The organism is Shewanella sp. GJ50-10, from assembly GCF_055808815.1.
Genome location: NZ_JBVVSS010000001.1, coordinates 2,449,634 through 2,470,518 on the forward strand (window position 1 = coordinate 2,449,634; position 20,885 = coordinate 2,470,518).

The window sequence follows — 20,885 nt, forward strand, 5'->3', positions numbered from 1 at the left end:
ATGATAAGAACTTGAAACAGAGCTATCACTTTCGCAAGAGAATAAAACAAGGTGAATTTAAAATTAGATACTTTTTTGCATTAAAAAATATTGTTCGACTCCGAAGGAGCATCTTTAAACTCTCTTTTAAAGTATCGAATACAAAATTAGCATCGAGCTACTGCAATGAAATACTATTTTTATCTTGCATAAAAACAAGTAAAAATGGAATGTGCAAAATATTTTAGAGCCCTTACATTTTATAAGTACTTATTTAATTTAAAATTATTATTAGCACAGGAAATCTATCATCACGATTATTTCTTTAGACCTTGTTAATAACACAAATAGCGATTGAGGAATTCATTATGCTTTGGAAAACAATTTGTATTTGTCAGTATATATTTTTATCAGTGTTTTAATTAGTAAGTGGTTCGTTTATCCCGCATAAAAGTACAGAACCAATTGTAAATGTTACCTAATTTTATCTCTACGATATTGCTAGGATTATACCCTTTCCGATTAAGTAGAGCTTATTAGCCAACTCATCTTATCGATTTTAATAACTTTATAATTTATATATTAGAAAGGTAAGTAAAGGAGAATTTAAGTGAAAGAGCAAAACACTCAAGAACAATACTTTGCTTGCTATGGAAGGGTTAGATACACACGATTGTGCAGCGGGGCTTAAATGAACACTTCAACATTCCATCTCACCACACTATTGCTCTTCCTGTTTGCACTGCTTGCAAGTATTACTGTAAGTTTATGTACTCAATTTTTATTTCATGCAGAGATTGTTGAGTTTGATATTAATGGCACGATCACAACCTTTAAACAGAACCTTTCGCAAAGTCAGCTCAGTGATGAAAAACGCATCTCCGAAATCAAGCGATTCACCCAAACATTGGATAAAACAGTGACGCAGTATGCCATCGAACATCATGTGGTGGTGGTAAGCGATGCAGTTGTTAGTGGAGCACCAAACGTCACCCAAGAGATTCAAAAACAACTCTTCGATAACCTTAAAGCACTGAATAACCATAATCAACTTCGAGAGCCCCATGAAAAATACTGATAAATCCTACGGCAAGCTAGAACCTACATAATAGAATTAATTACGCCCTCCCACCCACTTTAAGTGTTTTCCCTACGAAAGATGACACTTCAGAAGGAATACATATATGTTTAGCCCCCTCCACAGACAAGTATCAAATTTTGCTTATATATTAATTCAAATAGACTCAACTAACGCCAAACCATAACTAAGAGAATTTCGTTTTCCACTAATAAATTTACTTAACAAGTATATGATATTACGATTTCTCTTTAGGAAATGCAGGCAAAAAAATTGCTTAGCCTATGACCATTAACTCCCCCACACTTTAATAGCACCAACATATTCTTTAGTTGTTCGTACAAAGTAATAAAGTCGTGCAAAAATAATGGATAGCAAGATAGCAAGATAGCAAGATAGCAAGATAGCAAGATAGCAAGATAGCAAGATAGCAAGATAGCAAGATAGCAAGATAGCAAGATAGCAAGATAGCAAGTTCTAAAATAAAACGAACTTCGTGCCAAATTAAAATAACTTGAGAATGTAGCTTTTTCAAGCAAAAAAAACGCCCCTTACAGGGCGTTAAAGCTACAAAGTGACTTACCGGGGTGTTCTATAAATCACCTATAGCAATAGAATATTAACATAAGCAATAAGGCTAAACAACAAAAAAACATCTTAATACGATAATAATTAAACCTGTTACAACATCTTGCGCAGTACACCTTTCCATATTGACTTTGCATTTTCCATATTGACTTTGCATTTTCCATATTGACTTTGCATTTTCCATATTGACTTTGCATTTTCCATATTGACTTTGCATTTTCCATATTGACTTTGCATTTTCCATATTGACTTTGCATTTTCCATATTGACTTTGCATTTTCCATATTGACTTTGCATTTTCCATATTGACTTTGCATTTTCCATATTGACTTTGCATTTTCCATATTGACTTTGCATTTTCCATATTGACTTTGCATTTTCCAGTTGAGTATTTTCTCTTTAGGGATATAACTTACTTTCTCTTGGTCGCTCATTGTCGTTTGAAACATAGAGGATATCTGAAACTTTCATTTAGCCAACTTGAAATCTTATTTCAAGCAAAGAGCCTCTAAGTTGCCAATATGATGTTTTCAAAATTACTCAAAGGTAAGCAGAGAAAGTGACGAAACAAATTAATGCCCATTGGCTTCAGTAGATTCGATACTCGGAGCCTTAACCAGCTTAGTACACTTGTCGTTACTACGTTAAAATAGCTAGAGAGAGAGTTTAGGAGTAAGAGCGATTCCAACCAAGGGCTTATCGCTCCGCAACTCAATAGCAGGTTAATTCATAAAAAGCTATTGAAATAGCTCAATAGTAAACACTATTAACGTAAAGTCAGAATCGACCTGTAACAGCAACCCCTACATTTACACCATCAACATCTGAATTAATCATCTTAGAAATTGCAAAATTAGCAGTAACAACATCTAACAGACGTAACGAATACGCAGTTCTGATATCAAAATCCTCCCCATCTACATCACGAACATAACCAGAACCTACAGACCATGAGTTAGACACATACCAATCTGCACCTAACTCGTAACTATTGTCTGAATTTTCGTGTAGCCAGTTTGCAATGAGATCAATACCTGGAGTTGATTCGAGTTCTAGATAATGACGAAGTTTTACCCCATAACCTTCACTAACACTCCTCTCCCCATCATCATAAACAGCAGAGATGGCAGTTAGTGAATTTACGTAGTAACCTAACTCGATACCATAAGCGTTTAAATCTATATTACCAATACTATTGCGCTGGTAATTCATGCCAACAAAGAACTTAGAGTCAAAAATATAATCTGCATCTACCGTGATAGTATCTATATCTATCGCATCAAAGACACTGTAATTAATTCCAACATTTGATACTTGAGCTAAAAAGCCATTTAACGCATAGGGGCTAGCACTTTGTGATATCGGAGTCGCATAGTAACGATAATCAATACCGAGAATACCATCGCTCACGTCTTCTGTATTTGTAACATAGCCAACACTTGCTTCATGTTGATATGGCCTATCTTGAGTGGCAATAGCTCCAAAACTTGACAAGCTGAGAGCAATTATTAACGCTGAAATAGTAATATCCTTCATTTTCATTCCTTTAATTAAGACTACAAATTTTTACAATGACCTCGTAAATAAAGTTAATTTCACTCCTTAAATTGTTACCTCCTCTTCTATTACAAAAATATAAAGTTCATCATGCTGATACATAACCTTATTACCCCAAAATATTTAGCCGCTAAAGACGATTTGCTATTTACCTATTTATCGAAGTCAACAATTGAGTTCATAGATTGAAAAATCAACATGATGACTTCATTCATTGAACTAACCCTTACAAGGAAATACAGCCCCCCCCCAACGAAAGTAGCTACTTTCTATCTAGATTCCAATGAGCCTGAAACTTGTTAAATCACGCGTCCTACCCTTAATGATTATCGTTTTACATAATTTTTTATACGTTATACATCTTTTTTGTAGCTGTGTCATATATTGTTAGGAAATTATTTACCTAGAAAATGTAATGGCATAGTGAATTTAAATTTGAACCGGCACAAATCTTACTCGCTCAGAACTACTTAGTTGTTGAAGCTGCTCAAGCTATTAATATGGCAAGTCAACCATGGATAAGCAGATTCGACAATTAAGAGAAGAGCGACAAAGTAAGCAACATAAGACATCACCAGAACAAGTTGAAATTCGAGAGTAAAAAAGCAAGTAGAATCCCTTCAGGAGCACAACGAAATACTAAAAAGGTCACAACTCTGTTAATGTAGGACTCACATTGGAGAAAACGGCCAACAACTATAAACGCAGATTAAGTAAAGCTTCGAAATCTAGTTCGCGAAGTACACACTTCAAGTAACTGCTCGGCAAGTGCTAAAACGATTTCAGATATGCTTAACCAGGCAGGTATCTCGCTAACCCATTATCCCGCCACTAAGCTGATGAAGGAGCTTGGTATAGCTATTTGTCAGATACCTGAGACAAATCCCCAAAAGCGGCACAGGCACATACTGCCCCCAATGACCTAGATCGACGATTCGAGTCAGTGCTCCGAATGAAGTCTGGGTTAGTGATATCACCTACGAGAGGGCAATTAAGCGCTGTATGTACTTAGCCGTTATGATTGTTCGATTTACACGTAAAGTCATTAGCTGGGCTCACCTGTTCGTCGCTCAATTGGCTGAGTACTTTCGATGGTCTATGATGGTCTATGATGGTCTATGATGGTCTATGATGGTCGAACCAAAGATGTTATGTTCCACAATGACAAAGGGACTCACTAATCAAGCAGAAGCTATCGGCAATTATTATTGCGATATCAGCTCAAACAAAGTTTATCTCGTTGTGGGAATTATTGAGATAATTGTCCTATGAAACGCTTTTTAGGAGTCTAAGGACAAAGTGGGTACATCAACGGGAAATCGTTACTTTACAGAAGCTCTGCAAGATCTTATACGATACATAACTGGGCATTATTCTCAGCTTCCCCCGCATCAATACAACGGCAGACTGACACCCAATGAACCTGAACGATGTTTCACTTTTATAGTGTGGATATCAGAGTAATCTCTTGCAATTTTCGATTCCTACTGAGCTAAATATTTCTGAAAAAATAGGTCGTTACTTGCTTTCATTTCATGAAGGTAAATTAAGGCTCACTCTGAGGCCTTTAGGTTCAGCTTGTTTAAGCTCTAACTCACCCTCATGTAGCGACATAATGTGACGGCAAATAGACAAGCCCAATCCGGCTCCTTGCGAACTTCCTTCGTCCACCCGATAAAAACGATTCTGCGCTAAAACTATTTCAGATTCATTCATACCAATACCTTGATCAGTAACCTCAATTGAGTCTAGACTATGATTTTTGTAACAGCGAATACTAATCACAGACTCTTTCGAACTGTATTTACAAGCATTTTCAATAATATTCTTCAACACTAATTCAAGGTAAAAAGCATCAGCTTTTACAGTAAAACCTTTTGGGATATCTAATTCCCACTCATAATCAGCCACTATATGTACGAGTTGATTAATTACATTCTCTATCAGGAATTGTAAATCACATCCAGTTTTATTAATTGCCTGTATAGCATCAACCCTTGATAGTAGTAACAATTGTTCAACTGTATGGCTCATTCTGCTAATCCCTTTCCCCATAGCCTGAGTATAAGGTAATGCATTTCTTTTTATCTCTTCATCCGACTTACTTAACACACTCTCCAAACCATCGCTATGAAGTTTAATAATGGCTAAAGGTGTTTTTAATTCATGGGCGGCATCTGCACTAAATCGCCTTTCACGATGCATCAGATCCGCAATTCGTGATAAGTATTGATTAAGCGAGTATTGTATTGATGTCAGCTCTGCTGGCAAATGTATCTCTATTGGCGATAAATCTTGAACATCTCGATACATCAAGTGTCGTTCTAATAACTTGATGGGTTTGAATAGGTAATAGGTCATCAACAACATGATAATCAGCATAATTGGTGCAATGAACACAGGGGAACGCCAACTGTTTGCATTAATTTTATCAACAAGCTCTTGGCGAACATCATCGCGCTGGGCTGTAATTATCCAGACTTGTTGCTCTGCAGAATATAAGCTGTAAACATGCCACATATGCTCGCCAACTGATTTAGAAGTATATCCCTCCGTAAAGTCTGTTAACGGTTGTTCGCCAGCATTATCAGAAAAAGCTAATACTCCTCCCAATGACGAAAATAATTGAAATGACAGTTTTCGTTCGTAAGAAAGGGTTTCAACATCTGAATTCTCTGCAAAAGTTTCTATTTCCGATGCATTGACATGAAACTGAATGGGATTTTGAACAAGATTACTCAATTTAGAAGGGGTTAATTGCTTCACAAAGAAAAGTTCAAGTATTTTTACAGTTTGTAGCATTTCAGCGTCGAACAACTCCTCAATTTCGTACATTGCATCTCTGGTACTTAGTATACTAGACAAAGTCACCGTCAGTAATATCCCAAGCAACATGAGTAAACTAAGAGAAAACCGTAAAGAAAACATAACATCCTTATCAGAAATACTGAAAGTATTGGTTACTGAACATCAGTTAAAATATAACCAATACCTCTGACTGTTTTTATTAGCTCTGGTGCCATCTTCTTTCGTAAATGATGGATATGAACTTCAATTGAATTACTACCTACTTCATCCCAACCATAAGTTAATTGCTCAAGTTGGCTGCGTGTCAATACTCGCCCAGCTGATTGTGAAAATTCTAATAACAATTGATATTCACGCCGTGGAAGTTTAATTAATTGTTCTCGAAAGTGTACTTCACAGCAGGAGAAATCAATTGTCAATGCTCCCAAGCTAAATTGGTTATTATCTAAACCATGTTGGCGACGAACAATAGCACGTAACCTCGCAACTAACTCTCTTACATCAAAAGGTTTACTCAGGTAATCATCAGCGCCAATATCTAAACAATTTAACCTCGTATCAAAATCAGTATTAGCTGTAAGCACGATTATCGGCAGTGAAATACCTTTGCGGCGCCACTGTTTTAATAACTCTTCACCGTTACCGTCAGGTAGCCCTAAATCTAAAATGATGGCGCTAAAATCTTCGTTAATTAAAGAAGCGACCGCTTCCTTATAAGATGATATGTGATCGACTTGAACCCCCTCTTTCGATAAGCTCAGTTCTATCCCTTGAGCTAATAACTGGTTGTCTTCAACTAATAACACTCTCATCGTTTATTTCCTTGCTAAATTATCAAGTCAAAAAATATCAACCGTAAATCACCTAAATACCTTGAAATCAACATTTTGTGCAGCCAGAAAACCTTCAGAGTCAGCTCCTTTTAACATTGCCATAGTAGATAGCATACCTGCTGTAATACAATTGGGGCCGAGTACCGTCACTGACAATGGGGCTTTATCTACTGGATATCCTGTTTGTGGATTGATAATATGCCCATAACGTACTGAATCAACCTCAAAATAACGACGAGTGGTGCCACTTGTCGCTAATGCACCTTGACGAATAGTTAATTGTGCAGCTGCATTATCCAGCTTCTGCGGGTTTTCAATACCGACTTGCCAACCATCTACTTTAAGAACAGGACAAGCAATATCACCACCAAAATTAACCATCACTGATATATTCGGCCAACGTTGACTCAGTTGTTGCGCCACACGATCAACCGCATACTCTTTACCTATACCACCAAAATCCAAACTCATTGACGCGGGCATGTTCAATTTACTGTCAGTAAAGCCAATGGCACTAAAACCCACTAGCCTTAAAGCAGATTTAATTGCGCCCTCCTTCGGCACTTGATTGCTACCATCAAAGCGCCACAAATTAATCAAAGGTCCAGCAGTGATATCAAATGAACCACCACTTAATTGATAACATTGCTGGGAAAATTGCAATAACTGAGCCGTTTCCTGATCTATATTTACTGCATTTCCTTGAGCATTATTAATTTGCCAAAGAATATTACCTTTCAAAAAACGACTATATTTCTGTTCAATACGCCTTGCTTCATCAACTGCAACATTAAGCATTTGCATAGCAATATGTTCATCATCTATTTGCATCAAGACTTCACACGGACTTGCCATCGCGGTAAACGAGCCTAAAAAACCCCAAGAGCAACGTGACAACGTCGCTTCTGTTGGGGGAGGGAATGTTTTAGGTAATTTATTTAACAAATTAAATCACTCGATTTATTGAGGTATTATTCATATTAAAACGAATAACTAATTTGAGCCACAATTGCTTTTACCGATGGAAATAAATCATGATTATTAAGCTCATCAGGTATTTCAGTACCATTATTTTCAGGGTTTTGTTGATAATACTCAATACGGTAACTTAGCTCATGACCACCAGACAACCGATGACCAAACTTAAGCCCTACAGTATAAGTCGACATTTCCCCAATACGATAATCTGCACTAGCATAATCAGGTAACACTTGCCCTGTTCTCAAGAATGGTTGATAAAACTTAGCAGCCTGCTGCTGATAATAGCGCAGGTGCAATTGTCCGTATAAACTAGGTGTAAAATAATAGCGATAATGGGTTTCTAAAGTATGAGCTTGAATATCCCAGTCATCAGTATTATATCGATATGAAAAATCGACAACACCTTTATCCAACGCTCCTTTAGCTAATATATAAACACTGTGTTTAGTACGAGTATCTGGACGGTTTTCATAACGATAACCGTGGGATTGCCCATTGCCATCGACAATACTAAGAATCTTATAAGGGTCTGTCATATAACCAGACACACTTGAAAAACCATAGTTAGCTTGCATTAACCAATTACGATTAAGAATTTGTGTTACCCCCACCATCATATCTGCTGTTTGTTTAGTGTCATCACCCAACAATCGGGTTGCATCAAATGCAGCTTGGTAGGCATCATCGCCATCATAATCACTACGAAATACCATTTCTGAAAGCGCAACTGGACGACCACCAACAGGGTCAACTGTATCATTAGTATAAGCACCCGATAATGCCAGCGTCGTGTTATTCTTGTTAAAACTCCGCTCAACTCCCGCATTCAAGCCTAACGACAAGTAATCATATTCATTTGAGCCATATACACCCAAATTTACAGTCCAATCCGCATTAAGTATTTCTTGCCAGTTAGCACTTAGCTGTACTCTAGTATCTTGAAAAGTATCATCAAGCGGCGTTTCACCTGCTGCAACCGTATATTCCCCATTACCTGATGGGCGTGTAAAAGTTTGACTATCAGACTGTGCCACAGCGCCAGAGGCTGATGCCCCCGTTAAACTATCGACAACTAGTTTCATATCTAGCAGTGAACTTTCGCCAAAAGACTTTTGAACATTACCAATAGCTTCAACTGCTTGCACTCGTTCCTGTTCGCCATAATACATAATGGCAGCATCGACATTCCAACCGTCGTTTACAGATGCTTGTTCCTCTGCAAGAGTTTGATAAGAAAGAAGGCTACAACTCGCCATCGCTAATGCACTAGCAATATTATGTTTAGGTGTTAATTGCATCCACAACCTCCTCCAGCCAATGAACGTCCGCCACTTGTTCCTTCTTTACTAAAATAAATATGGTCATCTAATGCCAGATCTAACTTTTCATTACTTAGCGCCATATCAGCACGTGCAAATTGATCTTTTTGCCATGGTTCTACACCTAAAGTAGAGCAGCCAGCTAAACTCCCAAAAACATATAAAGCGGCTAATACGGTGAGGTATTGCTTTACATACGACTTTTCCATTGACTTACTCCTTTAATAACAGTTCTATTTCTTCTTCATAAGCAGCTGTATGTTTTTCATAAAACCCCACATGACGCTGAACCAACTCACCTTGTCGATTAAACAGGTAACTACTGGGCATACCGAGTAAATCGAATGCTGTGGCCACATCACCATCAGGATTAAACCGTAAGTTAAATTTAGCTGGGACTTTAGCGAGAAATTCATGAGCCGATGCGCTATCCACATCGAGGTTTATCGCAACAACTTCAAAACCTTGTTGCTGGTATTTAGATTGAACCTTGTTCATCCACGGAAAAGATTTACGACATGGGGCGCACCATGACGCCCAGAAATCTACATATACGACCTTACCTAAGAACTCTTGTAAACTGCTTTCATTACCATCTTTTTTAAGCACTGAGTTTTCTAATGATGGAGCCGCTAATAACTGTCCACTGACAATCAAAGTAGAAACTAAGTAGAATTTATTTAGTTGCTGTTTTGACAATTGATTTCTTAAGATTCCTATCATGTTCTTCATTATTTTCCAATTTAGAAATAGTTTATTAATTTTAAATTAACCTTCCTATCTTAAGGTTTGATTAAGAGATATTAAGGTGCTGGTTACAAGAAAATAAACTTACCTGAATAAAGTAGAGAGTAATTAGTGTAATTAATAAGGGGGGTATAAACGGTTTAATAAGCTAAAAATTATAACAAGGTGGCGCTTGGGGAGGCGCAATAACTCTGGCCGAGTATACCTTTCAGTGAATTATGAATCTAATTAAAAAAGATATGTTCTCCCATGCAAATAGTTACTATGTGCCGCATTGAAGATGTGCAAATTAATCAAGGAAAGTGCATAATTTCTTAATTAAAAGGTATTGGTATCTATTTATTCAAGTGTAATAGCCTGCTCATACAAGAGAGTTGTTAATCATTAAACAGCATTTCAGTTGACCAACTCTTGTTGCATGATGTATTGCTGTTCATGTAGTTCCATTCAAACCATTACATAGAAATTCAGGCTATTAAATAATGCCCGCGAATACTTGCGACTACAGCTATCGATACTATTTTGGTCAATACATATTATTAACTGTATTAGAACGTGAGCCACCACTCTATTCGAATGATAAAAACTTGGGACTTTAGGCAGCATAATGAACTTTGACTAGGGTCGTTTCTGTTCGGACATATCTGTTGCGACTACAAATGCACTATCTGAAGCAGTAGCACTTTCGAATAAGCCTAAAGTTAGCAACAGACGAAGTTAAACGCAGGATTAATACCATATATAGAGCTCTTTCTCTTCACAGAAAATTTCGGAGCGTCTGGGTGATACAAGAGCGTATAGCTATTGTTCCCCTCTTGCTCGCGGGTGGGCGAAGCGCCACGACATTATTTTTTTCAAAAATAGTAAACAAGGTTTAAAGCATAAACGAGATACAGTTTCGATAACTTACCTTAATCACCATTTCTGACTATACTTTTAAGACGATTAACAAGGATTGTTAAGAGGTCGCATGGAGCATATTGTTCTAGGTTTAATTTGGGCCACTATTGGCCTGTTGTGTGTACTTTTTTCTATTATCTATTACATGTCATCAGGTGATTAGTTGAAGTGTTCTACTCCCCTCCCTCTTAACTAACTTAATTTCCCTATCTTCTGGCTTATTTATTATTGCTAGGGAAATCATGGATGCCTCGGCTGCAGTGAAACGGAGTTCTTTTTATGGATAAAATTAATCTCTGGTGATTTTTCCATTGTGTTGAATCTACCTCACTCCTCTGTAATGCCTCCTGTAGGCCTTGCCTTGAAAGACACCCTTTGGGTGTCTTTCTCGTTTTTGTGGCGCTTAAAACCTATTGATAAAAAACGCTTTCTAATTCATCGCATAATACGGTTCGATATATGATTTTGTTTTGTAATTGAGTGACGTCTTGTGATGTTAAAAGAGGCATACGCGTCTTTTTATCTACTAGAGTCACCATCTCTTCAAATAGTTGGTTATGCAGCCGCTTAATATCACTAAATACCTGCAAAGATTGAGAGAACAACATCACCTTGTCGTAATAGCCATGATTGAGGCCGTAAAGCCATTTTAATAAAATGGTCTGTCGTGCAGCTTTGGTTTTAAAGGAATGTTCTAGTTCAATAGCAGCAAGGCTACCGGTTGGTTCTATGACAATTCCGTCGACGTTTCTTACATCATTTGATTTAAAGAGTCGTTTAAATTCAGGCTCTGTGACTAATGAAATCCAGTACGGATTATCCTCACCGGTTTTGGCTTTATTATGAATGCCCCGCAATTGAATATATTGCATCATTAAATCGTGCATGATGGTGTTCTGATTAACCCGTAATGCGGGCTTGTCGTTGGTGCGAAAGTAGACCGCAATGGATAACAACTCTTCAGCATATTTCGCGCCCGCGTAATCGAGTACATACACACGGTCGTCAACTGACCGATGGGTAACTACTAAGCTGAGCAGCTTTTCTTTCACAAGCTTGTTGAGGTGTTCGAGTGCTTGCCGCTTGGTAATACCATATATAACCGCAATGAGGGTTGGCGAAGTGACACCAAATCGAGCAACCATTTTTATGGTTAACTCCCGTCTGACTTTGCCTGTCTGATTATTATTTTCCCCTGGTATATATTTCATGGGCATGAACAAATAAGGTTGATACTTTTCAGCCTGTTTCCCTGATGAAAACACGGCGGTATTGATGGTTTGTTGCAGTTGTTGATAAGCGTTCATGTTGATATTTTTTATGCGTTGATTTTTAGGTATCCATAACTAGTTTCACAGAATACGAAGTTTCATCTTTTATCTGCAAAGTTCAGATATTCATGCAGTTAAAGTGATTTATCCCTGTCGGGATGAAAATAGCGATGAACATCGCTACCAAGCCTGCCTTTGGCTGATGAGTGTTTAACTTCGTTAATCCCTCATATGCTCTGAAGCGCCCACCCGCTCTGATGACTCGTCATCGGCGCGGGTTTACGAGCTACGCTCTAGCACTTCACAGCATCAAACGCGCATGTATTTCGCTACGCTCTGTACTAACCGCATTTTCACCGCTTATGACGAGGGGATGTGTTCCACCTCATTTCCCTCTTTCATCGCTATGATTTTCTGACGAAAACCACATTGGTTTAGCCTTCAATTTGTCCCAAATATGAGGCTAAATTTTGCTGAGGCAAAACTAAAATTCGGTTAGTACAGACCAGCTGTACATGCGCGTGCTGCTGCTCGTCATTACTTCGTAATAACTCACATCCGCGTTTTGAAAGCCTGTTGCACATGCCGTTTTATTGCAGAAAATCGTGCCGACTTTTGCTAGATAAAGACAATTCTATCGAATAAAAGCAAAGAAAATAAAAGCTGAAAAACGAATTTTTAGAGCCTTGAAAGAGTCTAGGTATCTGACGAGGTGAATAAAGAAAGGGCACATTTTTATTGCTGACCTTGCAGATAAATAAGTTTGCAATTCAACTTTATTTCATTAACTTAAATTTAGAACAGTAATTAACCTTCTTTTTAAAGGACACATTATGACTTCTAAAAATAACGCCCCTATTACCAATATTGATGGCACACCAATGGTCTCAGGCTCCAGTGTAGACATCAAAGGTAACCCATTCGGTATCACTGAAAGCAGTAATTCAATAAGCACTTGTGATACTGATATTTCATCAAGCTTCGACAGTTTTGACTCTTGTTCAAGTTTCGACTCGGGTTTTGATTCGGGGTTTGATAGTGATTTTTAATCAACAAAATGAGGCGTTTTATGCTCGTTACACGCCTGTACTTATTTTACTCATCTCGACTATAGTTTGTGTGACTATGTTTTGGATAACCAATAGCCCTTTTTTCTGTTTACCTTCAAGCTTATTGTATTTGAAATTTATAATCGGAGAATGTGCTTATGATAGAAAGTACAAGGGCAAAGGGCTGCCTGAGGACTCTTGGTTAAAATGTCGCTACTTACTATTTAAGTTTTTTTAAATTTAAAATCAGCAAAGGTATCAGCTTAAATCACCCTAAGCTGATACCTATAAAGGAGGTTTCATGGAATTCTTACTACCCTTAACTGTGTTAATCATCGGATGCATCATTATTTGTAAAAAGTGCAAAAAAGCTGAAAATAAAAAGTGATAACAACTAGTTTAAATTGACTACCCATCAAGAATCTAGCTAGTTTTTTGAGGACTGAAACGTCATACGAAATCCTGAAGTTTTCCACATTTTAGATAATCTCAGCTATGACAAAGTTTGAATATCACCGGCAAACTAGAGCCGCCCCTGTAATGGCTAACAAAAGCTGACCACACTAAATTAGAACCAACCTAGCCTGTTATTGGACAAAATGGGATTAGGTAGGTAACCACTGGATATACTTAACGGTTGTGATTGTTCTGTTTACTCGTAAGGTTATTAGTTGGGCGATGCCATTATCACTTGATAGCCGTTTAAATGGCAAAGCGCTTTCGTTGCCCTATGTAGGGCGCGGTGAACCTAAGGGGTTATGTTCCATAGCGAACAAGGGGCTCACTATACAAGCAAGAATACATCGGAAACTATTATGGCGATACCAGCTCAAACAAAGTTGTTCTCGACGTGGGAATTTAGACTCTTACCAATAATAGGCACTGTACTTAACCAGAGAACTAACTTCCCATATCATCGTTGTAGCAAATGGCTCTATCAAAAATAGGTGACTTCAGAGTTTGGCGCCACTTTGTAAACTATTAAATAATCAATGTTTAACAGTTCTATACTTCCAAAAAAACGTGAGTCATAGCTTGAGAATTTATTATCTCCTAGTAAGTAATAAGAATTTTCACTTAACTTAAATTTTTCTACATGCAAACAATTAGCGAGCCCCTTATGATTGTCATAAAACGAAACGCTATTAATGAAAACGTCATAATCACAAACAAAAATGAAATCATCAGGAACTCCGGCAACCCTTTTATCTATATCTACAAAGCCGTTACCGCTTTGATTTACGACTGTTGTGCTTACGATATTCCCTCTTTTTACTTTTTCATTCTTACCTTTTTTTATATACTAAGTAATCTCCAATGCGTAGCGTTGGGTACATCGAATTGCTATTCACCCCTCCGACTGCATAGTTGAACAAGGTTATTGACTCTGTTTTCGCCAAATAAAGCCAACCACAAGAATAAATCACTAGCACTATAGAAACGAGAATTTTAGCAGGACTGAATTTTTTATATAAATAGAAGGAAAAAAGTAAAGTCATTACAACAAAAGACTTCGCAAAAAAATCTAGCAAAAAAAATGAAGAGGGGATATCTGCCCATCTAAAAAATAACGTGCTGAAGATAAAAAATAAAACAACAAGAGCATTTAAGTGAAAGAGCTTCACAATATTCATAATTCAATAGACTCTGAAATAAAGCTAGACTGCCAGAGTCAAGAAACTATATTTCTTGACTCTTTATCTTAAGCTGATGCGAAGTAACTATCAGTACATCCGGTCACAAGTCATAAGCTCACCGCTGCCACCGGTTTGGTATCCAAACCTCATTTCATTTTGGTGTCTCTCAAAGCTCGCTAGGTGACCTAACCAACTACTACCGCCATTAACAGCCTCTAGCTCTGCAACTGTCAATTCTTCTACTTTTTTAGTTTTCTCTACTTTGTTTTGCATAATATCTTCCTTAATTTAAACAATTTAACGTTATGTTTGCCTAAGTGTTTCGTTGCTCAGGTTGAGCCACTAACCTTAAGCGACTGACCAAGGGTGCGGTTTCCGTCTAAAGTTGCTGTATCTTTATTCTAAACTGCCAAGCCTCTGTATTTACTTTTGATTAATATCAAAAACTTAACGGCTTAAAATTAGATTCCATCTGCATACTTACCTTACCGCCCACTCCTGTAGCGAGTTGGCCTGGTTTAAACACTCTTCCTTGATGCATAACGAGCACCCGCTGCGCTTGCTTAATCGTTTCAGGCCGGTGTGCAATAATGACGCGAGTCATCTCTAAGTGTTTTATTTGCTCGCTGATTTTTGCTTCGTTGTCGATATCAAGATGACTGGTCGCTTCATCCATAAACAGTAGGCTTGGCTGCTGATACAAGGCTCTCGCTAATAATAAGCGCTGTACTTGGCCGCCAGAGAACTGGCTTCCCATATCACCCACGCGCGTGTTGTAACCCATGATCATCTTATTAATATCAGCATCTATTGCTGCCAATTGCGCGCACTGCTGCATGCGTAAGTAGTTAGGTTCTGGCTCAAAGAAGGTTAAGTTATCAGCGATAGAGCCGGAGAGTAACGTGTCATCCTGCATGACAGCCGCTATTTGCTGCCTATACTGCGTTAAGCCAATTTGGGTAATATCTTGTCCATCGAGTAATATGCGACCCTGTGTTGGGGTTAATAATCCCAACATCAGTTTGACCAAAGTGGTTTTACCACAGCCAGACTCGCCCACTATTGCCACAGACTCATGAGCATTAATCGTCAGTGAGACATCATTAATAACATCGGGCTCATTATCACCATAGCTATAGCTGACATGCTCCAGTGTTAACTGACCAGTGACGACATTCAGCGGCATATTGCTGTCACGATTAGCTTCTTGCTCATGCAGTGCAATGTCGGAAATTCGGTCAAGATGCAGGCGCAACATACGAAATAAGATGAGTTGCTCAATTAAACTGGCGAAACGTTCCGTTAGTTGGTTCTTATACGCGATAAAAGCAAGCACCATACCTATGGTTAAATCACCGGTCATCACGATAGTGGCCGCTAAGTAAATGACGATAATATTCTCAAGACCGAATAACAGCTTATTAGCAGCTTCGAAACTGATGTTTAGCTTCCCTAAGCGGATATCTGCATTAATGACTTCGCTGTAGCGGTTTTGCCAAACACTTTGCCGTTGAGGCTCACAAGTAAACAGCTTTATCGTTTGAATACCGCGAATATTCTCAAGAAAGTTGGTCTGCTCCTTTGCGCTGGCTTGAATCGACTCTTCCGTTGCGCGGTGTAATGGACGGTATAGCGCTAAGCGCAGTAACGCATAAATGAGGATGACGGCAACAACAACTAAAGTGAGCTTAACGCTATACAAAAGCATCATCACCAACACTGCAATCGACATCACACCATCAACTACGGTTTCGACAAGGCCTGTTGTGAACCGCTCACGTACTTGCGCCAGTGAGCCAAAACGTGACACAAGGTCGCCAATATGACGTTTTTCAAAATAACTCATAGGTAAGCGGAGAAGATGACGCAATAGATTAACGCCCATCTGCATATTCAGTAGGCTCGACACTCTGAGTATCAACCAGCTTCGCACGCCAGTCGTCACGACGTTAATAATTGCCAGTAGAGCAAAACCTAAAGCAAGGACGATGAGTAAGGGCTTATCCTGACTAACCAACACTTCATCCACCACCCACTGCATGTAGTAAGGGGTCACAAGTGCAAACACTTGAAGTAAGATGGACAGTACAAATAAAGAGGCAAGGTTTTTGCCTAACCCTGTCATTTTGCTCCACAGCTGCGACAAGCGCATTTGCTTACGTTCATCCTGCTGCACAAACCCTTTTGTCGGGGTAAGCTCTAATGCAATCCCAGTAAAGTGCTCAGTAAACCCCTTGATAGTTAGCTTCCTTTTGCCCAGCCCTGGGTCATTGATACTCACACCTGATTTAGTCACGCCCGTCAGCACAACAAAGTGGTTCATATCCCAATGTAAAACACAGGGCAAAGACAGTTTACCCACCTCTTCAATCGGGCATTTTAGTGCTCGACTTGCAAGCCCTAAGCTGTCGCTTAGACTGATGAGCTGTTGTAAGTTCATCCCTTTTAGGTCGGTGCTATAACGCTTTCTCAGTGCAGCCATGTCAAGTTTGTGACCATGAAAACTAGCAACCATCGCCACGCAAGCAAGACCGCACTCAGCCATTTCAGCCTGCAAGATAAGCGGTACACGCTTATTGCCCGAGAACTCTGACAACTCAACAGGATTAGTTGGCTGGTTTAATGATGTGTCCGTCATTAACTCACCCTCCCCTGTAGGCTATAGATAGGGTCTAGCAACCAATCAAGCAGGCTTCGCCTGTCGAGTACGATGTCAGCCTCGAGTAGCATCCCGCTTTTAAGGGGGAATTTATCACCGTAGGCCAGTATATCTTGTTTAGATAATGTCGTCCTTATGCGGTAAACAGGTTCAGATAACGCGACAGGCACTCTAGCTTCACCATCAAGTAGTAGCGCTTTATCAACTCGAGAAACATGACTTTCTAAAAAACCAAAGCGCTGGTAAGGAAAGGCATCAAAGCGGAGCCTTGCTTCATCCCCTGACTTCACAAATCCCGCGCTGCGAGTCGGTAATAATAGCTCAGCCACCAATTGAGCACCTTCAGGAATTAAGCTCATTAATGGGCGACTATTGACGACAAATTCCCCCGCTACGATTTGTATCGACGCGACCGTTCCGGCTTCACTTGCTCGGATTACATAACGGTAGTTATTTTCCGTTTCATCGATTTGGCGCTTTAGCTCAGAGCGCCTCCGCGCTAGGTCGTTCTTTTTAAGTGCGTATTGGCTTGGTAGCACTTCTAACTCTGCCATTACTGCATTAAGCTGGCTTTGAGTTTGAACCTGATTAGACTTTAGGTTTTCTACTTCTTGCCTTACGTTGATGAGCTTTTCTTGCTGTGCTTGGTAGTCTAGCGTCGATAAAAAGCCATCTTTGAAGAGTTCTTCGTGCTGCTTTTGCTGCTTTAATTGCAGCGCTAGCTTATCGCGCAACAACGAATCTAGATTAATCAGAACAGCGAGCGAGGCTTGGTGATTATTAATTTCTGTTTTTAAACGAGACGTTTCCTTCACTTCCAAAGCGCGATTAACCATCTGCTCAGACTGAAGCAACGCAAGCTGCGCTTTCAATTCATCAATGAGAGATTCACTTAACTCTTCACCGGAAGTCATACTTCGTCTTAATACGATTGTTGCTAATGGCGAGCCCTTTGGGACAAAGTCGCCTTCGGAGACATGCAATATTTCAACGTTGCCGCTGCGGTTGGCAAATGTTTTGATCACGCCTTTATCAGGCACTAAATAACCACGAACAGTTTCTTTGCGAGCGTAATGAGAGAAAGATAGGAATAATACAATGGCTATGATAATAGCTAAGATGACAAAGGAAGAAATATAAATGGAAATCGGCTGCGCCAATGACACATCTCCGTGCAACTTTTGCTTTTGCGCTTCAACAGCTTGCTGACGAAATAATCCAGACATACAACTTCCATATTATCATACCCTTACCAAATACCACTGGGTGGTTAAAGGGCTTTGTTCATGCCATTTAAATTAGCTTTAAATATCGTAAAACGATAATAAAAACATAAACTAGAATGCCATGCAATCAAATAATAAATTATTTTAAATAAATAGTTTAACAGGCGGTGATTATGAGGAGGGCTCAACACGACTTTTTTGCCAAGCAGCGATGGTAATAAAAATCGACTAAATACACTTTTTATCCCACTATATTAATGTAAACAGTGTGTTGTTTTAGACTTTCTAAAATGGAAGATTGGACCACAGTCTAACCTAACGGGTTTCGTCGGATAGCCGCCCCCCGTTACCGAGTGCCGCCCTCCTAAGAACCGTACGTGCAACTTTCACAGCATACGGCTCAAGCCTCCACTATGGCGTGTTACGTTACCCAGCACACAGCGTAGCTAAGACAGGCTCAAACCACGAGTTTCGTACCAGTTTCTTTGGCTTACGCTCTTTGAGGTAAGTTTCATAAAACGGGTCATAAGGTTTTGCCTTACTACTGATTTTCACATGCCTTTTAATTGAGGGGCAATATTAACGAGATAAAATGGCAGTCCATGTTAGCGATTTTCTGCCGGCCGTGAAATTGCTATCCACCTATACGGTTCATGTAATATTTTCGACGAACCCAGTCTTTACTTTTCGTTGAATGACGTCTAACTGTCCATCTCCACAATAACCAGAAAAGTTGATGGTTTACATAATCTAAAGTTCACTTTGCAACACAATGATGATAATCATTAGCCCCCTCTTAATTTAGGATTCAATATTTTAATCAAATCGTTAACTGGAGTTGTTGCATGTTTCTTAATGAGCTCGAGTAAGTTACCCAAGAATGAAAGAGCGTTGCTCTTGCTTGGCTTAATAAGCAGTTTGCCTTTGTATTTTCAAAGGTTGAATCCTAGAAAATCAAAACCGTCATCAATGTGAGTGACATTCGTTTTCTATATCAGAAAGCCAATGACCTGCGGTTTAATTTCGTTAACTAAGACATCTTGCGAAGTCCCTGTAATTACAAAATCATCTGCGTATCCGATGAAATTGACTCTATCGCCTATTTTACACGCTATCGACTTAATCAGATTTTCTAAGCTGCTAACGTCAATAACATAAGCGTTGGGGAAATGATGCCGCCTTGAGACGTTCCCTTTGCTGTGTTATAAGAAATTCCTTTACCGATAAAGCCGCATCCGAGCCATTGCTTCAGCATTCGTTTAACCGTTTGAATGTTGTCAGTGAGCCATTGATGATTAATATTGTCGAAACAGGCCTTGATATCAGCCTCAAGTATCCAACGACTAGAGTTTTTCTGACACAAACATTTGAAGCATTGCGCGATTGCATCGGCAGTAATTCAGTTGGGTCGAAAACCATAACTATTAATATCAACAATTGATTCAGATATAGGCTCTAAAGCAAGAAGATGTAGCGCTTGTTGCGTTCGGTCTATCATGAAGGAAATACCTAATTTTCTGAGTTTACCGTTTTCTTGGGGATATAGATGCGCCTAATCGATTTGGCTTTGTTGCCTTTTCTGCTCAGTTGGTTAACCGCCGCCCAACATCGAACATCGGTGTTCCAAATGATGCCGTCAATTCCTGGCGTTTTACTGCCTTTATTTTGTAATACTAGTTTAACAGTAAGAAGTTTTGCTACTCTTGAGTAAGTCAATATCCACTGTAACGCTTTCGCATTACCGCGTTTACCGTCTCGGGTTACTTTTGCAATGCGCATTTGAAGCCTTAAAACATGTAACTCTATGTCAGTCCAGTTAATGGCTTTGCATTGAGTCGCGATAGGAGGTGCACTAATTTTAATTAAAGCTACCATTTGCGTTCCTCCTTAAATAAAGTTCTACAAATCATCTTGCAACGGGAGACCTGCTTGAAGTCAGCTCGCTTTCGCGCCAGATAACAATCTGTATCCACATCATTACAACACGGCTTTCGCTTTTTCTAGCCTACTTTTTCAGCACAACTATCGGCTGTCTTCGCAGACGGCTTTCCTATTGGGAGAAGTACTGGCTTACCCTGTTCCATATGTCACGCAACGTCGGGGTAGATGCACACTATAATGCGGAGAGCGTATTGTTCACGATAGAGTACAGTCCAATCTCTTACCTACTCACGTGTCTTTTGGCCACAGCGTGTTAACCACTTCCGTTGTTCCTCGTATGACGCACCTTACATGGATTCACTTACGTTCAGC

At 39.2% G+C, this 20,885-nt stretch carries 17 protein-coding genes and 2 pseudogenes; 4 read left to right on the forward strand and 15 right to left on the reverse strand.

What is annotated here, in order from left to right; all coding sequences use genetic code 11:
* Positions 1 to 670 precede the first annotated feature (670 nt).
* Positions 671 to 1,057: a TrbI F-type domain-containing protein gene (locus AC0L4E_RS10290; RefSeq protein WP_473679114.1), complete on the forward strand. Its 387-nt coding sequence runs from the start codon at positions 671 to 673 to the stop codon at positions 1,055 to 1,057.
* A 637-nt stretch (positions 1,058 to 1,694) separates the two neighbouring features.
* Here the strand turns inward: AC0L4E_RS10290 and AC0L4E_RS10295 are convergent.
* Both AC0L4E_RS10295 and AC0L4E_RS10300 read right to left on the reverse strand, forming a co-directional pair.
* Positions 1,695 to 2,009, reverse strand: coding sequence for a hypothetical protein (locus tag AC0L4E_RS10295; protein WP_473679115.1), 315 nt, complete (start codon positions 2,007 to 2,009; stop codon positions 1,695 to 1,697).
* Positions 2,010 to 2,422: 413 nt separating this feature from the next.
* Positions 2,423 to 3,181 (reverse strand): putative porin, encoded by a 759-nt coding sequence (locus AC0L4E_RS10300; protein WP_473679116.1) that lies wholly within the window; start codon positions 3,179 to 3,181, stop codon positions 2,423 to 2,425.
* A gap of 470 nt (positions 3,182 to 3,651) precedes the next feature.
* Between AC0L4E_RS10300 and AC0L4E_RS10305 the strand changes: the two are divergent.
* A pseudogene (locus tag AC0L4E_RS10305) lies at positions 3,652 to 4,666 on the forward strand (DDE-type integrase/transposase/recombinase).
* Between the two features lie 69 nt (positions 4,667 to 4,735).
* Here the strand turns inward: AC0L4E_RS10305 and AC0L4E_RS10310 are convergent.
* The 7 genes from AC0L4E_RS10310 to AC0L4E_RS10340 all read right to left on the reverse strand — a co-directional run bounded on the left by AC0L4E_RS10310 (position 4,736) and on the right by AC0L4E_RS10340 (position 12,097).
* The gene (locus tag AC0L4E_RS10310) at positions 4,736 to 6,037 is read right to left on the reverse strand and encodes a sensor histidine kinase (RefSeq protein ID WP_299573170.1); all 1,302 of its coding nucleotides are present in this window, start codon (positions 6,035 to 6,037) and stop codon (positions 4,736 to 4,738) included.
* Positions 6,038 to 6,162: 125 nt separating this feature from the next.
* A complete protein-coding gene (locus tag AC0L4E_RS10315; protein ID WP_299573173.1) occupies positions 6,163 to 6,822 on the reverse strand; it encodes a response regulator in 660 nt (219 codons plus the stop codon).
* A 48-nt stretch (positions 6,823 to 6,870) separates the two neighbouring features.
* On the reverse strand, positions 6,871 to 7,698 hold the full coding sequence (locus AC0L4E_RS10320) for an FAD:protein FMN transferase (RefSeq protein WP_299573337.1): 828 nt from the start codon (positions 7,696 to 7,698) through the stop codon (positions 6,871 to 6,873).
* Positions 7,699 to 7,823: 125 nt separating this feature from the next.
* Entirely contained in the window at positions 7,824 to 9,122 is a 1,299-nt protein-coding gene (locus AC0L4E_RS10325) for a DUF3570 domain-containing protein (protein ID WP_299573176.1), read from the reverse strand.
* The gene (locus AC0L4E_RS10330; RefSeq protein WP_473679117.1) at positions 9,113 to 9,352 is read right to left on the reverse strand and encodes a DUF4266 domain-containing protein; all 240 of its coding nucleotides are present in this window, start codon (positions 9,350 to 9,352) and stop codon (positions 9,113 to 9,115) included. Before AC0L4E_RS10330 ends, AC0L4E_RS10325 begins: the two co-directional genes overlap by 10 nt.
* 4 nt (positions 9,353 to 9,356) lie before the next feature.
* Positions 9,357 to 9,842 carry a TlpA disulfide reductase family protein gene (locus AC0L4E_RS10335; RefSeq protein WP_473679118.1) on the reverse strand — a complete coding sequence of 162 codons (486 nt, stop codon included), beginning with the start codon at positions 9,840 to 9,842 and terminating at the stop codon, positions 9,357 to 9,359.
* Positions 9,843 to 11,200: 1,358 nt separating this feature from the next.
* Positions 11,201 to 12,097, reverse strand: a complete 897-nt coding sequence (locus AC0L4E_RS10340) for a hypothetical protein (protein ID WP_473679119.1) — start codon at positions 12,095 to 12,097, stop codon at positions 11,201 to 11,203.
* Positions 12,098 to 12,894: 797 nt separating this feature from the next.
* On the opposite strand from AC0L4E_RS10340, the gene AC0L4E_RS10345 reads away from it, so the two are divergent.
* Positions 12,895 to 13,110 carry a hypothetical protein gene (locus AC0L4E_RS10345; protein ID WP_473679120.1) on the forward strand — a complete coding sequence of 72 codons (216 nt, stop codon included), beginning with the start codon at positions 12,895 to 12,897 and terminating at the stop codon, positions 13,108 to 13,110.
* A gap of 612 nt (positions 13,111 to 13,722) precedes the next feature.
* Positions 13,723 to 13,968: pseudogene (locus AC0L4E_RS10350) on the forward strand (DDE-type integrase/transposase/recombinase); the annotation flags it as partial.
* A gap of 79 nt (positions 13,969 to 14,047) precedes the next feature.
* Here the strand turns inward: AC0L4E_RS10350 and AC0L4E_RS10355 are convergent.
* The 6 genes from AC0L4E_RS10355 to AC0L4E_RS10380 all read right to left on the reverse strand — a co-directional run bounded on the left by AC0L4E_RS10355 (position 14,048) and on the right by AC0L4E_RS10380 (position 20,507).
* Positions 14,048 to 14,410, reverse strand: a complete 363-nt coding sequence (locus tag AC0L4E_RS10355; RefSeq protein WP_473681604.1) for a S26 family signal peptidase — start codon at positions 14,408 to 14,410, stop codon at positions 14,048 to 14,050.
* A gap of 424 nt (positions 14,411 to 14,834) precedes the next feature.
* Positions 14,835 to 15,020, reverse strand: a complete 186-nt coding sequence (locus tag AC0L4E_RS10360; protein ID WP_299573201.1) for a hypothetical protein — start codon at positions 15,018 to 15,020, stop codon at positions 14,835 to 14,837.
* A 166-nt stretch (positions 15,021 to 15,186) separates the two neighbouring features.
* Positions 15,187 to 17,385 (reverse strand): peptidase domain-containing ABC transporter, encoded by a 2,199-nt coding sequence (locus AC0L4E_RS10365; RefSeq protein ID WP_473679121.1) that lies wholly within the window; start codon positions 17,383 to 17,385, stop codon positions 15,187 to 15,189.
* Positions 17,385 to 18,632 (reverse strand): HlyD family secretion protein, encoded by a 1,248-nt coding sequence (locus AC0L4E_RS10370; protein ID WP_299573205.1) that lies wholly within the window; start codon positions 18,630 to 18,632, stop codon positions 17,385 to 17,387. Before AC0L4E_RS10370 ends, AC0L4E_RS10365 begins: the two co-directional genes overlap by 1 nt.
* A 1,132-nt stretch (positions 18,633 to 19,764) precedes the next feature.
* The gene (locus tag AC0L4E_RS10375; RefSeq protein ID WP_299573207.1) at positions 19,765 to 19,995 is read right to left on the reverse strand and encodes a reverse transcriptase domain-containing protein; all 231 of its coding nucleotides are present in this window, start codon (positions 19,993 to 19,995) and stop codon (positions 19,765 to 19,767) included.
* A gap of 146 nt (positions 19,996 to 20,141) precedes the next feature.
* Positions 20,142 to 20,507: a reverse transcriptase N-terminal domain-containing protein gene (locus AC0L4E_RS10380; RefSeq protein WP_299573209.1), complete on the reverse strand. Its 366-nt coding sequence runs from the start codon at positions 20,505 to 20,507 to the stop codon at positions 20,142 to 20,144.
* Between the last annotated feature and the right edge of the window lie 378 nt (positions 20,508 to 20,885).

What these genes read in the sequence shown, in the direction of transcription:
- AC0L4E_RS10325 (WP_299573176.1), bottom strand. Translation starts at nt 9,122, where the DNA reads ATGCAATTAACACCTAAACATAATATTGCTAGTGCATTAGCGATGGCG.
- AC0L4E_RS10330 (WP_473679117.1), bottom strand. Translation starts at nt 9,352, where the DNA reads ATGGAAAAGTCGTATGTAAAGCAATACCTCACCGTATTAGCCGCTTTA.
- AC0L4E_RS10295 (WP_473679115.1), bottom strand. Translation starts at nt 2,009, where the DNA reads ATGGAAAATGCAAAGTCAATATGGAAAATGCAAAGTCAATATGGAAAA.
- AC0L4E_RS10290 (WP_473679114.1), top strand. Translation starts at nt 671, where the DNA reads ATGAACACTTCAACATTCCATCTCACCACACTATTGCTCTTCCTGTTT.
- AC0L4E_RS10380 (WP_299573209.1), bottom strand. Translation starts at nt 20,507, where the DNA reads ATGGTAGCTTTAATTAAAATTAGTGCACCTCCTATCGCGACTCAATGC.
- AC0L4E_RS10365 (WP_473679121.1), bottom strand. Translation starts at nt 17,385, where the DNA reads ATGACGGACACATCATTAAACCAGCCAACTAATCCTGTTGAGTTGTCA.
- AC0L4E_RS10320 (WP_299573337.1), bottom strand. Translation starts at nt 7,698, where the DNA reads ATGGCAAGTCCGTGTGAAGTCTTGATGCAAATAGATGATGAACATATT.
- AC0L4E_RS10360 (WP_299573201.1), bottom strand. Translation starts at nt 15,020, where the DNA reads ATGCAAAACAAAGTAGAGAAAACTAAAAAAGTAGAAGAATTGACAGTT.
- AC0L4E_RS10315 (WP_299573173.1), bottom strand. Translation starts at nt 6,822, where the DNA reads ATGAGAGTGTTATTAGTTGAAGACAACCAGTTATTAGCTCAAGGGATA.
- AC0L4E_RS10310 (WP_299573170.1), bottom strand. Translation starts at nt 6,037, where the DNA reads ATGTACGAAATTGAGGAGTTGTTCGACGCTGAAATGCTACAAACTGTA.
- AC0L4E_RS10300 (WP_473679116.1), bottom strand. Translation starts at nt 3,181, where the DNA reads ATGAAGGATATTACTATTTCAGCGTTAATAATTGCTCTCAGCTTGTCA.
- AC0L4E_RS10370 (WP_299573205.1), bottom strand. Translation starts at nt 18,632, where the DNA reads ATGTCTGGATTATTTCGTCAGCAAGCTGTTGAAGCGCAAAAGCAAAAG.
- AC0L4E_RS10340 (WP_473679119.1), bottom strand. Translation starts at nt 12,097, where the DNA reads ATGAACGCTTATCAACAACTGCAACAAACCATCAATACCGCCGTGTTT.
- AC0L4E_RS10345 (WP_473679120.1), top strand. Translation starts at nt 12,895, where the DNA reads ATGACTTCTAAAAATAACGCCCCTATTACCAATATTGATGGCACACCA.